We start from the raw sequence: 12023 nt of genomic DNA on the forward strand, positions 1-12023 counted from the left end.
CGCGTCCAGGCGCAGCATGGCTTCGCCATGAAGGGGGAGGGGATCGCATTGCGATTCCGCCAGATCGGAAAATGCTCTAAAGCAGGTCGCGCAGGCGATAGTACAGCATGCCCAGCGCCAGCATCTGGTTGCCGAGGAACTGCCCGACCGGCAGACGGATTTGGCGGATCTTCTCGAACAGATCGAGCCGCTCCATCGTGCCGGAGATCGCGTCCGCCACGATTTCGCCCGCGATATGCGTCGCGTTCACGCCGTGCCCGCAGTACCCCTGCATGTAATAGACGTTGGCCTCCCGACGTCCGATGGCCGGAACGCGCGTCAGCACAATGTCGATCTTGCCGCCCCATGCGAAATCGAGCGCCACGTCCTTGAGTTGCGGGAACACCTCGACCATGCGCGGCCGCAATGTTTCGCGGATATCGCTTGGATCGCGGTTCGAATAGTTGCACCGCCCGCCGAACAACAGTCGGCGGTCGGCCGATAGGCGGAAATAGTCGAGCACCACATTGCTGTCCGCAATGGCCAGATCACCGGGGATGATCTCGCGCGCGACGTCCTCCGCCAAGGGCTCCGTCGCGACGATATAACTGCCGGTCGGAAACAGCAGCCCATTGAGCGGACCGGTCTGGAACGAGGGATCGAGAAATCCCGCGAGCACGATCGAGGCCGCATCCACCCGCCCCTTCTCCGTCACGACCGCGGGCGACGCGCCCCCCGTGACGGAAACGACCGGGCTTTCCTCGAAGATGCGCACGCCCAGCCCCGCGGCCGCGCGCGCCTCCCCGAGGCACAAGTTCAACGGATGGAGATGTCCGCTGCGCCGGTCGACATAGGCGCCGTGGTAGGCATCCGAGCCGATCACCGTTTGCATGGCATCCGGCTCGATCACCTCCAGAAGATCGCCGTCGCCCTCGGCGTGTCTCTCCTCGACGTATGCGCGCAGCATGTCCATGTGACGCGGGCGCGCCGCCACCTCGCCCCAGCCGCGCTTGAGGTCGCAGCGGATCTGATGGGCTTCGATGCGGCGCTCGATGATGTCGTGGCCGAGATAGCGGATGTCGGCCAGCAGCCGGCGTCCATCCGCGCCGAGTTGGCTCTCGATGCGGTGCTCGCCGCTGATGCCGGCGATCATCTGCCCGCCGTTGCGCCCCGACGCGCCCCAGCCGATGCGTTGCGCCTCGACGAGAGCAACCGTATAGCCGCGCTCGACAAGGCTCAGCGCCGTCGAAACGCCCGAAAACCCGCCGCCAACGACGCAAACGTCGGCCTTGTGCGTACCTTCGAGCTTCGGATAGCGGGTCTGATCGTTGGCCGTGGCCGCGTAGTAGGAATTGATGTGAGTGGCTGACATGGGTCTTACTTAGGCGGTCGGAGCGCACTTGGAAATGGTCCACGGCGCCACCGCCCTCTCGACAGGATGCGATGGCAAGCGCGTCATAATCGCGCCACGACGAAACGTACGTCGAAACGCCGGAACGGATCTATTTCGCGCCCGCGTCGACCGCCTTCACCTCCCGCTCTTGCTGCTGGCTCGCGCGTTTCGTCGTGTACGACGCCACGAGCACGCCAATCGTCACCAGCCCGATCATGATCGTCGAGATCGCATTGATCTCGGGCGTCACGCCAAGCCGGACCTGACTGTAGATCTTCATCGGCAGCGTCGTCGCGCCGGGACCCGTTGCGAAGCTCGCGATCACGAGATCGTCGAGCGACAGCGTGAACGAAAGCAGCCACGCCGAGATCACCGACGGCGCGATGATCGGCAGTGTCACCTGCAGGAACGTCTGGATCTGCGTCGCACCGAGATCCATGGCCGCCTCTTCCACCGACTTGTCGAAGTCGAAGAGACGCGCCTGCACCACGACAGCCGCGAAGCACATCGAGAACGTGGCGTGCGCGATGACCACCGTCCAGAATCCGCGGTCCATGTTGAGCGCCACGAACAAGAGCAGCATCGAGAGGCCCGTGATGACTTCGGGCATGACGAGCGGCGCGAAGATCAACCCCGAGAACAGCGTCCGGCCTGGAAAGCGCCCCGCCCGCACCAGCACGAGGGCCGCCAGCGTGCCGAGAATGGTGGCGATCGTGGAGGACACGATGGCCACCCGCAGCGTCACCCACGCCGCGTTGAGGAGGCCCTCGTTTTGCAGCAGCGAGGCATACCATTTTGTGGACCAGCCGCCCCACACGGTCACCAGCTTCGATTCGTTGAAGCTGTAGATCACGAGCAGCAGGATCGGGATGTAGAGAAACGCAAACCCGAGTGCGATGGACGTCGCATTGAACCAGCTGAAGCGTCTCATCGCGCAGCCTCCCGCTGATTTTCCTGGTTGCGCTGGAACATCACGATGGGCACCACCAGCACCAGCAGCAGCACGACCGCCACCGCCGAGGACACCGGCCAATCGCGGTTGGCGAAGAACTCGCCCCACAGCGTCTTGCCGATCATCAGCGTGTCTGAGCCGCCGAGCAGATCGGGAATGACGAATTCGCCGGTTGCCGGAATGAACACCAGGAAGCAGCCGGCCAGCACGCCCGGCAGGGACAGCGGGAACGTGACCTGCCAGAACGCCTTCCACGGCGGCGAGCCGAGGTCGGCCGCGGCTTCGAGCAGCGCCGGGTTGATCTTCTCGAGGCTCGCGTAGAGCGGCAGAATCATGAACGGCAGATACGAGTAGACGATGCCGATATAGACCGCGAGCGGCGTGTTCATGATCGTCAGCGGCTCGCTGATCACGCCCATATTCATGAGGAATAGGTTGAGCAGGCCTTCCTTCTTCAGGATGCCGATCCACGCGTAGACGCGGATGAGAAACGAAGTCCAGAACGGCAGGATCACCAGCATGACGAGCGTGGGCTGCCATTCCTTCGGCGCCCGCGCCATGCCGTATGCGATCGGATAAGCGATGAAGAGCGTTAGAATGGTCGAGATCCCGGCGATCTTCAGCGCAGATAAATAGGAATTCACATACAGGCTGTCGTTGAAGATGAACCTGTAGTTCTCGAAATCGAGCTGCGAGATGAAATCGCGGATCCCGGTCGTGAAGTCGAACACCGGGGTGTACGGCGGAATGGCCGTCGCGATGTCCGACAGCGAGATCTTGAAGACGATGAAGAACGGAATGAGGAAGAAAACCAGGAGCCACAGGAAGGGCACCGAAATCAGAAGCCAGCGGCGCATGGGATCAAATCCTTCAACACGAGGCGAGCGGCGGACTACTTGGTGAGCACGATTCCGGTTTCGGCCGGCCACTGCAGCCAGACCTTGTCCTCCCAGCTGATCGGCCGGTCGACGGTGCGCGACGAGTTCGTCCGCAGCGCCTTCACCCGCTGCCCGTTGGCAAGCTCGACGTGGTAATGCGAGATCGACCCGAGGTAACCGACGTCGACCACTTTGCCCTCGACGGCATTGCTCGCGTCCGACGGCTTGTCGAGATCGATGTGGATCTTCTCCGGCCGGAGCGCGAGCCATACCTGCTGTTGGCCGGCGCAGCCTTCGGGAGCCACCGCCTTGAAGCGGGCAAGCCCCGGACCCCAGTCGATCTCCGCGAACCCGCCGGCAACGCTCACGACCTTGCCTTCGAACAGGTTCACGTCACCGATGAAGTTCGCCACATAGCGCGAGTTCGGCGCCTCGTAGATGTCGCCAGGCGACGACACCTGCACGAACTCGCCGTGGTCCATCACCGCGATCCGCGACGACACCGTCATCGCCTCTTCCTGATCGTGCGTGACGATGATGAAAGTCGTGCCGGTCCGTTCTTGAATGCCCATCAGCTCAAACTGAGCCGTCTGCCTCAACCGCTTGTCGAGAGCGCCGAGCGGTTCGTCGAGCAGAACGATGCGGGGTTTTTTCGCAATCGCCCGCGCCAGCGCCACGCGCTGCTGCTGTCCGCCGGAAAGCTGATGCGGCTTGCGTTTGCCGAACTTCCCAAGTTCGAGCATCGCCATCGTCTCTTCGACGCGCTGCGCCATCTGGTCCTTCGGCATGCCATCCTGCTTCAAGCCGAAGCCGATGTTCTGCTCCACGGTCATGTGCGGAAAAAGCGCATACGACTGGAACATCATGTTGACCGGCCGGTCGTACGGCGCGAGTTCGGTGATGTCCTGCCCGGCGACGAGGATGCGTCCGCTCGTCGGCTTCTCGAAACCGGCCAGCATGCGTAAGAGCGTTGTCTTTCCGCAGCCGGACGGGCCGAGCAGGGCGAAGAATTCCCGCTCGTAGATGTCGAGCGTGCAGTCCTTGACGGCGACGAAGTCGCCGAAGCGCTTCACGACGTTCTCGAACCGCACCATCGGCGTCTTGGAAGGGTCTTTCCATGGTGCGAACCCGGATTGCGGCGCCGCCGTGCGCAGCGGCGATCGCGACGCGCTCGCACCCGTTGGCGAAGAACTCAGCGCAGCCTCACTCATGATGAAGACCCTCGGTCAGTTTTCGACAATGAAATTTGCCGGCGCGCCGGCCGTATAAAAAAACCGCGCCCGGGAATGTCCCGAGCGCGGTTCCGATTTTATTGTCCGGTGACGACCTTGGTCCAGATCCGGGTCACCACCCGTTGCGTCTTTGCGTCATACGGGTTCTTGACGAACAGCCGCTTGAGCGTCGCGTCATCCGGGAAGATGGAGGTATCGGACTTTATCTCCTCGCTGATGAACTCCTGAGACGCGAGATTGCCGTTCGCATAGTTGATGTAGTTCGATGCCTTGGCGATCACCTTCGGTTCGAGCATGTAGTTGAGGAAGGCATGCGCCTCCTCGACATTCTTTGCATCGGTTGGGATCGCCATCTGGTCGAACCACATCTGAGCGCCTTCCTTCGGGATGTGATAGCCGACGGTCACACCGTTCTTGGCTTCCTCGGCGCGGTCGCGTGCCTGCAGGATGTCACCCGAGTAGCCGACGGCGATGCAGATGTCGCCATTGGCCAACGCGTTGATGAATTCAGACGAGTGGAACTTCTGGATGTTCGGACGGATAGTCTCGAGCAGAGCGCCGGCCTTCTGAAGATCGCCGGGATCATGACTGTTGGGATCGAGGCCCAGATAAAGCAGCGCGATAGGAAGAATGTCGTCGGCCGCATCGAGCAGGAAGATGCCGCAGTCCTTGAACTTCGACACGATCTCGGGCTTGAAGATCAAGTCCCAGGAATTGACTGGCGCATCCGGCATGCGTTCCTTGATCTTGGCTTCGTTGTAACCGATGCCCGTCGTGCCCCACATGTAGTTGATGGAGTAGTCGTTGCCGGGGTCGTAGAGGGCGGTCCGCTCATTGATGAGCGGCCAGGTGTTCTTCAAGTTCGGAAGCTTCGATTTGTCGAGCTTCTGGAAAACTTTTGCGGAAATCTGACGCGACAGGAACGGTCCCGTCGGCACGACGACATCGTAACCGCTGCCGCCGGCGAGCAGCTTTGTCTCGAGCAGTTCGTTGCTGTCGAACACATCGTAGACGACCTTGATGCCGGTTTCCTTCTCGAAGTCCTTGAGGACTTCCTCGTCGATGTAGTCGGACCAGTTGTAGACGCGGACCTCTTTGGCCAGCGCGGGCGCTCCGGCGAGCAGTGCTGCCGCGGCGGCAGCACCGGCAAACGACCGGCGCATTCCTGCAAAATCGAACATTCACGACCTCCCATCGGAGCGATAAAGACGGAACGGTTAAGGCCGCACGGCCCCGTCACCATCCGCCGACCTGACGCGCCCATTGTGATCACATTAATCGCGCGCTACAAGTATTTCCTTGGAGCAATCGCAGCCGCCATCGCAGTGAACTTGCCCAAAAACTGATCGAACGGCTTTACCGCGCCGCACAAATCCAAATCCTGCCTCTCAGAGGTGACGACCAGCCGATGTCCCAGCGAGAGAGAACGGACGCTCAGAAAGAGACCGGCCCCGGTCGCGCCGCAGCAGCCTTGAAGCGGACGCCGCAGCGTCTCGGCGACATCGCCCTCACCACGCACGAAAGCGTCTATCGCGCATTGCGCAACCGCATTCTTTTTGGCGGCTTCTTGCCGGGCAGCGCAGTCACGCTGCGCGGGCTGGCCGAGGACATGGGCGTAAGCCCCATGCCGATCCGTGAAGCCGTCCGCCGCCTCATCGCCGAACGCGCGCTCAAGATGATGGACAACCGCCGGGTGCTGATCCCGCCGATGACCGAGGAAGCGTTCGAGCAAATCATCTTTTGCCGCAAGACACTTGAGCCCGAACTCGCCTCCCGCGCCATGGACCGCATCGGACCGGCCGAGATCAAGGGCATCGTGTCCCACGACCGGGCCGTCGACCGCGCCATGGCGATCGGCGACGTCGAAGGTTACATGCAGGCCAATTATCGCTTCCATTTCGCCATCTACGAGCGCGCGCGGGCCGATACGCTGCTAGCCCTTGTCGAAAGCATCTGGCTGCAATTCGGTCCGTTCATGCGTATGGCTTACGGCCGCTGGGGCACGTCGTCCCTGGAGGACCAGCACCAGGCTGCCATCGCCGCGCTCGAGCGCCAGGACCGCAAGGCCCTCAAGGCCGCGATTGCCGCCGATATCAGCCAAGGCATGAACTTCATCGGCGAAGGCATTCTGAAGCGAGGCCCTTAACGGCCTGAACTCCGGCCCGAACCGCGCCAGCGCGCGGCGACCGCTTGAGTTTGCGCGCCACTTGTGATCACATCGCGCTTGAAATGAGCCCTTTGCGTCTTGCGAACGGCGGCGTCTCGATCGGCCGGCACGGGTAAGTGTGCCTTCCGCAAGGTTTACGCCGGGAATTTGGCCCGCAAGACCGCAAGTCGGGCTGAATGCGTGCATGATGCCACGACGCGCGCGACAACGACGTGCATGACAACAACGACGTGCATGGAAACCAAGGTGTAGCATGTCCCCCGACAACGGAACCCTGCCCTCTCCAGCTCCCGAAGAGTTTTCATTCGGCACGGAGCCGGAGCACCTGCGCGCCTGGCTGACGCATCATCGCATCGAGGAAGTCGACTGCGCCGTGCCGGATATCGCCGGCGTCGCCCGCGGCAAAACCATGCCCGCCGCGAAGTTCGCGAAGCTCGACGCCGTCCACCTGCCGATCTCGATTTTCCATCAGACCATCACCGGCGACTATGTCGGGTTCGAAGAAGACGGCCAGCAGCTCTACGCCGAAAGCGATCTGATGATGGTGCCGGATCTCGATACGATCCGCCCCGCCCCCTGGGCCTCGAGCCCGACGGCTCAGGTCATTCACGACGCAACGTGGCAGACCGGCGAGCCGGTCGAGATCGCGCCGCGCCAGGTTCTGAAACGCGTGCTAAAGCTTTTCGAAGACGAAGGCTGGCTGCCGGTCGTGGCGCCGGAGCTCGAGTTCTATCTCACCAAGACCAACCCGGATCCGGACTACCCGCTCGAGCCGCCGACGGGTCGCTCCGGCCGCGCCGGTGCGGGCCGTCAGGCCTACAGCCTCGGCGCCGTCGACGAGTACGACAAGATCGTCGATGACATCTACGAGTATGCCGAGCGCCAGTACCTGAAGATCGACACCATCATTCAGGAAGGCGGCGCGGCCCAGCTCGAAATCAATCTGTTGCACGGTGACCCGGTCGACCTCGCCGATCAGGTGTTCCTGTTCAAGCGGACGATCCGCGAAGCAGCCTTCACGCATGGCTGCTACGCCACGTTCATGGCCAAGCCGCTCGCCAACCAGCCCGGCAGCGCCATGCACATCCACCAGAGCCTTGCCGACAAGACGACCGGCCGCAATGTCTTCACCGACGAGAACGGCGGCCCGACGAAGCTGTTCTATCAGTTCCTCGCCGGCCAGCAGCACTACCTCCCGCAGGCCACCTGCCTGCTCGCCCCGTACGTCAATTCCTATCGCCGCCTCGTGCCTGGCGGCGCCGCGCCGATCAACGTCGAATGGGGCAACGACAACCGCTCGGCAGGCCTGCGTGTGCCGTTCTCGCCGTCCGCCGCGCGCCGCGTCGAAAACCGCCTCGCCGGCTCCGATGCCAACCCCTACATCGCCATCGCCGCCAGCCTCGCCTGCGGCTATCTCGGCATCAAGAAGGCCCTCGAACCGCGTCAGGCCGTGGTCGGCAACGCCTATCGCAGCGATCACCAGTTGCCGCGCGGCCTGCTCGAAGCGCTGACGGAATTCGAGGACAGCGCGGATCTGCACGAGATCCTCGGCAAGCGCTTTTCGCACGTCTACCTTGAACTCAAGCGCTCCGAGTTCGAGGAATTCATGCGCGTCATCAGCCCGTGGGAACGCGAGCATCTCTTGCTCAGCGTGTGAAACGGGCTACTGTTTTGGACGGCGGCCTTTGGACGGCCGGATTGAGGATGCCAGCGGCGTGACACGGATCGATCGAGTCTCGAAAACGCGCAAGACGGAGCTCCTCGAGCTGTGCGCCCGCATTGGATTTACACCGCCCGCGTCGCCCTGAGCTGACGCCTGACGGCCCTCGTCGCTCCGCAATTGAACACACGCCCCCCGAAAGGCGGCGTGCACGAACCGAGCCTCGCTCGCACTGGAGACACCCCCATGTCTAAGTTGCCTGACCCCCCGATCAAGAACAGCACAACCGAGTGGCGCGACCTCGACGCCCTCCACCATCTTCATCCCTTTTCCAACCACGCCAACCTCCGCAGCGGCGGCGCGCGCGTGATCGTCAAGGGTGACGGTCCGTACATCTGGGATAGCGAAGGCCACCGCATTCTCGACGGCATGGCGGGCTTGTGGACCACCAATGTCGGCTATGGCCGCGTCGAGCTGGCGGACGCCGCGCGCGAGCAGATGATCGAGCTGCCGTTCTACAACACGTTCTTCCGCACCACGCACCCGCCCGTCGTCGCCCTGTCCAAGAAGCTGGCGGAGCTTGCCCCGCCGCACATCAACCAGGTCTTCTTCGGCTCGTCGGGCTCGGAATCGAACGACACCGCCATCCGCCTGATCCGCCACTACTGGGCGCTCAAGGGCGAGCCGAAGCGGCGCATCATCATTTCGCGCAAGACCGCCTACCACGGCTCGACCATCGCCGCGGGATCGATGGGCGGCATGCCCCACGTCCACGAACACAGCTATCCCGTGTACGAGGGCTTCCGGCACATCATGGACCCGTGCTGGTTCGACGAAGGCCGTGACGGCGAGAGCCTGGAGGCGTTCGGCCTCCGCGCCGCCCAGGCCCTCGAGGACGAAATCCTGGCTCTCGGCCCTGAGAACGTTGCGGCCTTCGCGGGCGAGCCCGTGCAAGGCGCCGGTGGCGTGAAGATCGCCCCGGACTCCTACTGGTCCGAGATCCAGCGCATCGTCGACAAGTACGGCATCCTGTTCCTCGCCGACGAGGTGATCACCGGCTTCGGACGCCTCGGCGCCTGGTTCGGGTCGGATTACTACGGCATCAAGCCGAACATCATCACGTTCGCCAAGGCGGTGACGTCGGGCTACCTGCCGCTGTCGGGCATCCTGGTCGATGACCGGATCGTCGCCGCCCTGATGGCGCACAACGACGACTTCAACCACGGCTACACGTTCTCGGGCCACCCCGTGGCGTGCGCCGTCGCGCTTAAGAACATCGAGATCATGGAGCGCGAAAATCTCGTGTCCAAGGTCAAGGATTACAGCGCGCCACAACTGGCGAAGGTGCTCGCCAAGTTCAAGGACCACCCTCTCGTAGGTGAGGTCCGCTCGGTCGGCATGATGGGTGCGATCGAACTGGTGGCCGACAAGCGCACGCGCCGCCGCTTCGACAACCCCGGCCGCGTCGGCATGATCTGCCGCGACCACTTCTTCCGCGAAGGCTTCATCATGCGCGCCGTGTTCGACACCATGGTCTGCGCCCCGCCGCTGATCTGGGGCGACGCGGAATTCGCGGAAGCCGAACGCGTCATCGGCAAAGCGCTCGACCTCACGCTCGCCGAAGTCGCCGGAGAACTCGCTGCATGACACGGCCGATCGTCATCATTCCGTCCTGCACCAAGCTGATCGAAGGGAGCGCCTTCGACGCGGTCGGCCGCAAATATTCGTCGGCCGTCGCCGAGGTCGCGGAATGCCAGCCGCTCCTCGCCCCGCTCGGGCCGTCCATGGCCGACATGGGAGCGCTCCTCGAGATCGCGGACGGCATCCTGCTGTCCGGCTCGCTCTCGAACGTTCACCCGAAACTCTACGGCCTGGAAGAGCCGCCGCTCAACGCAAGCGCGCTCGATCCGGAGCGCGACGACCTCACGCTGCCACTCATTCGTGAGGCCCTCGCCCGCAAGCTGCCGATGTTCGCCATCTGCCGCGGCTTCCAGGAGCTTAACGTCGCCCTCGGCGGCACGCTCGATCAGGCCGTGCATACGGTCGCGGGACGCAACGACCACCGCGAGCGCTCAGATGTTCCCCTCGAAGACCGCTTCGGACCGTCGCATCCGGTGACGCTGACGGGCGAACTCAAGACTTGGGTCGGCAAGGACGAGATCATCGTCAACTCGCTGCACTGGCAGGGCATCAAGCAGCTGGCCCCGCCACTGACGGCCGTGGCCCACGCCGCCGACGGCCTCGTCGAAGCGGTGCGCGGCCCCGAAGAGCATCCCTTCCTTCTCGGCGTGCAATGGCATCCCGAATGGCAGCCCAAGAACAACCCCGTGTCCATCGAGCTGTTTCGCCGGTTCGGCGCGGCCGCCAAAAGGTCTTCCACGACATGAGCAACGACTTCCTCACTCCCGATGCGGCCCAGGCGTTCCTGGCCGCACATCCCGCGGTGGAGTGGATCGACACGTTCGTCCTCGACATAAACGGCCATCCGCGCGGCAAGCGCCTGCGGCGCGGCGATCTCATCGGCATCGCCAAGAGCGGAATGATGATGCCGGGCTCGGTCTTCATCATGGACCCGCGTGGCAACTGCATCGCGGAGACGGGCCGGCTCTGGTCGACGGGCGACCCGGATTTCAACTTCCGCATCCTGGCCGGAACGCTCGCCGCCGTGCCGGTCGCCGGCGGCCGCTTCGCCCAGGCCGTCATCGTGCCCGAGAAAGACGACCCGCTCGATCCGCGCCACGTGCTGGCCACCCAGGTCGCGCGCTTCAAGGCCAAGGGGCACACGCCCGTCGCGGCCGTCGAGCTCGAATTCTACGTCACCGTGCCCGGCCCCGGCGGCGCCTTCACGCTCGACGCCCCTCCCGGCGTCTCGCGCGAAACGGATATCCCCCTCACCTTCCAGTTCGAGGACATGGACGCGCTGCAGGCGTTCAACGACGACATCTATCGCATCGCCGAGGCGCAGGGCCTGCCCGTCGACGCGCTGACGCAGGAAAGCGGGCCGTCGCAGTTCGAGATCAACCTCAAGCACACCGACGACGTCGTCCGGGCCGCGCTCGACGGACTGCTGCTGAAACGGGCCGTCAAGGCCGCCGCCCGCGCCCACGGGCTGACGGCAACGTTCATGGCCAAGCCGCATCACGAGTGGGCCGGCTCCGGCATGCACATCCACATGAGCCTGCTCGACAAGGCCGGCGCCAACGTGTTCACGGGCGATCCCATCTCGCCGCTGTTCCGCCATGCGCTCGGCGGCCTTCGCGAGACCATGGGCGACTTCATGGCCATTTGGGCCCAGACCGCCAACGCCTACCGCCGCTACGTGCCGGAATCCTATGTCTCGATGGCCGCGCACTGGGGCTACAACAATCGCACCGTCGCGCTCCGCATTCCCAATCAAGGTGGCCCGGCCACGCGCATCGAGCACCGTGTTGCGGGTGCGGACGCCAATCCCTATCTCGTCATAGCGGCAATTCTGGCGGGCGCAGCCCACGGGATCGCCAACAAGACCGACCCGGGCCCGGACGTGAAAGGCAACAGCGAGGACCTGGATACGCCCCCACTGCCCAGCGTCTGGGTCAACGCCCTGTCCGCCTTCGAAACGTCGCCGGTCGTCCGCGAGGCGTTCGGCGCCGATTTCCAGCACGTTTACACGCGCTTGAAAGACAAAGAGCGCACGGACTTCGAACGCATCGTCACGTCGCTCGACCATCTTTGGTACGCCCAGGTTGCTTGAGCGCCGCTTGAGCATAGAAAGGTTGCATG

At 63.7% G+C, this 12023-nt stretch carries 10 protein-coding genes; 5 read left to right on the forward strand and 5 right to left on the reverse strand.

All coding sequences use genetic code 11. The features are described from left to right. Positions 1 to 76 precede the first annotated feature (76 nt). The 5 genes from ACTIFK_RS03780 to ACTIFK_RS03800 all read right to left on the reverse strand — a co-directional run bounded on the left by ACTIFK_RS03780 (position 77) and on the right by ACTIFK_RS03800 (position 5615). Positions 77 to 1351: an NAD(P)/FAD-dependent oxidoreductase gene (locus ACTIFK_RS03780; protein WP_439541715.1), complete on the reverse strand. Its 1275-nt coding sequence runs from the start codon at positions 1349 to 1351 to the stop codon at positions 77 to 79. Between the two features lie 130 nt (positions 1352 to 1481). Then, positions 1482 to 2303 (reverse strand): ABC transporter permease, encoded by an 822-nt coding sequence (locus tag ACTIFK_RS03785; protein ID WP_439541716.1) that lies wholly within the window; start codon positions 2301 to 2303, stop codon positions 1482 to 1484. Next, the gene (locus tag ACTIFK_RS03790; RefSeq protein ID WP_439541717.1) at positions 2300 to 3181 is read right to left on the reverse strand and encodes an ABC transporter permease subunit; all 882 of its coding nucleotides are present in this window, start codon (positions 3179 to 3181) and stop codon (positions 2300 to 2302) included. The genes ACTIFK_RS03785 and ACTIFK_RS03790 overlap by 4 nt, the downstream gene beginning before the upstream one ends. 35 nt (positions 3182 to 3216) lie before the next feature. Further along, on the reverse strand, positions 3217 to 4413 hold the full coding sequence (locus ACTIFK_RS03795; RefSeq protein WP_439541718.1) for an ABC transporter ATP-binding protein: 1197 nt from the start codon (positions 4411 to 4413) through the stop codon (positions 3217 to 3219). Between the two features lie 98 nt (positions 4414 to 4511). Next, positions 4512 to 5615 carry a polyamine ABC transporter substrate-binding protein gene (locus ACTIFK_RS03800; RefSeq protein WP_439541719.1) on the reverse strand — a complete coding sequence of 368 codons (1104 nt, stop codon included), beginning with the start codon at positions 5613 to 5615 and terminating at the stop codon, positions 4512 to 4514. Between the two features lie 227 nt (positions 5616 to 5842). Here ACTIFK_RS03800 and ACTIFK_RS03805 point away from each other — a divergent pair, with 227 nt between their 5' ends. The 5 genes from ACTIFK_RS03805 to ACTIFK_RS03825 all read left to right on the forward strand — a co-directional run bounded on the left by ACTIFK_RS03805 (position 5843) and on the right by ACTIFK_RS03825 (position 11994). Next, the gene (locus ACTIFK_RS03805; RefSeq protein WP_439541720.1) at positions 5843 to 6580 is read left to right on the forward strand and encodes a GntR family transcriptional regulator; all 738 of its coding nucleotides are present in this window, start codon (positions 5843 to 5845) and stop codon (positions 6578 to 6580) included. Between the two features lie 274 nt (positions 6581 to 6854). Further along, positions 6855 to 8258 (forward strand): glutamine synthetase family protein, encoded by a 1404-nt coding sequence (locus tag ACTIFK_RS03810; protein WP_439541721.1) that lies wholly within the window; start codon positions 6855 to 6857, stop codon positions 8256 to 8258. Positions 8259 to 8507: 249 nt separating this feature from the next. Further along, positions 8508 to 9908: an aspartate aminotransferase family protein gene (locus tag ACTIFK_RS03815; RefSeq protein WP_439541722.1), complete on the forward strand. Its 1401-nt coding sequence runs from the start codon at positions 8508 to 8510 to the stop codon at positions 9906 to 9908. Further along, positions 9905 to 10648, forward strand: a complete 744-nt coding sequence (locus tag ACTIFK_RS03820) for a gamma-glutamyl-gamma-aminobutyrate hydrolase family protein (protein ID WP_439541723.1) — start codon at positions 9905 to 9907, stop codon at positions 10646 to 10648. Before ACTIFK_RS03815 ends, ACTIFK_RS03820 begins: the two co-directional genes overlap by 4 nt. After that, the gene (locus tag ACTIFK_RS03825; protein ID WP_439541724.1) at positions 10645 to 11994 is read left to right on the forward strand and encodes a glutamine synthetase family protein; all 1350 of its coding nucleotides are present in this window, start codon (positions 10645 to 10647) and stop codon (positions 11992 to 11994) included. Before ACTIFK_RS03820 ends, ACTIFK_RS03825 begins: the two co-directional genes overlap by 4 nt. The last annotated feature ends 29 nt before the right edge of the window (positions 11995 to 12023 follow it).

The sequence above is a fragment of the Hyphomicrobium sp. genome (genome assembly GCF_051860585.1).
In the GTDB taxonomy this organism is placed as follows: Bacteria; Pseudomonadota; Alphaproteobacteria; order Rhizobiales; family Hyphomicrobiaceae; genus Hyphomicrobium_C.

Excerpts from the sequence above, each read along its gene's own strand:
- ACTIFK_RS03790 (WP_439541717.1), bottom strand. The coding sequence starts at position 3,181 with ATGCGCCGCTGGCTTCTGATTTCGGTGCCCTTCCTGTGGCTCCTGGTT.
- ACTIFK_RS03825 (WP_439541724.1), top strand. The coding sequence starts at position 10,645 with ATGAGCAACGACTTCCTCACTCCCGATGCGGCCCAGGCGTTCCTGGCC.
- ACTIFK_RS03815 (WP_439541722.1), top strand. The coding sequence starts at position 8,508 with ATGTCTAAGTTGCCTGACCCCCCGATCAAGAACAGCACAACCGAGTGG.
- ACTIFK_RS03805 (WP_439541720.1), top strand. The coding sequence starts at position 5,843 with ATGTCCCAGCGAGAGAGAACGGACGCTCAGAAAGAGACCGGCCCCGGT.
- ACTIFK_RS03820 (WP_439541723.1), top strand. The coding sequence starts at position 9,905 with ATGACACGGCCGATCGTCATCATTCCGTCCTGCACCAAGCTGATCGAA.
- ACTIFK_RS03795 (WP_439541718.1), bottom strand. The coding sequence starts at position 4,413 with ATGAGTGAGGCTGCGCTGAGTTCTTCGCCAACGGGTGCGAGCGCGTCG.
- ACTIFK_RS03810 (WP_439541721.1), top strand. The coding sequence starts at position 6,855 with ATGTCCCCCGACAACGGAACCCTGCCCTCTCCAGCTCCCGAAGAGTTT.
- ACTIFK_RS03800 (WP_439541719.1), bottom strand. The coding sequence starts at position 5,615 with ATGTTCGATTTTGCAGGAATGCGCCGGTCGTTTGCCGGTGCTGCCGCC.
- ACTIFK_RS03780 (WP_439541715.1), bottom strand. The coding sequence starts at position 1,351 with ATGTCAGCCACTCACATCAATTCCTACTACGCGGCCACGGCCAACGAT.
- ACTIFK_RS03785 (WP_439541716.1), bottom strand. The coding sequence starts at position 2,303 with ATGAGACGCTTCAGCTGGTTCAATGCGACGTCCATCGCACTCGGGTTT.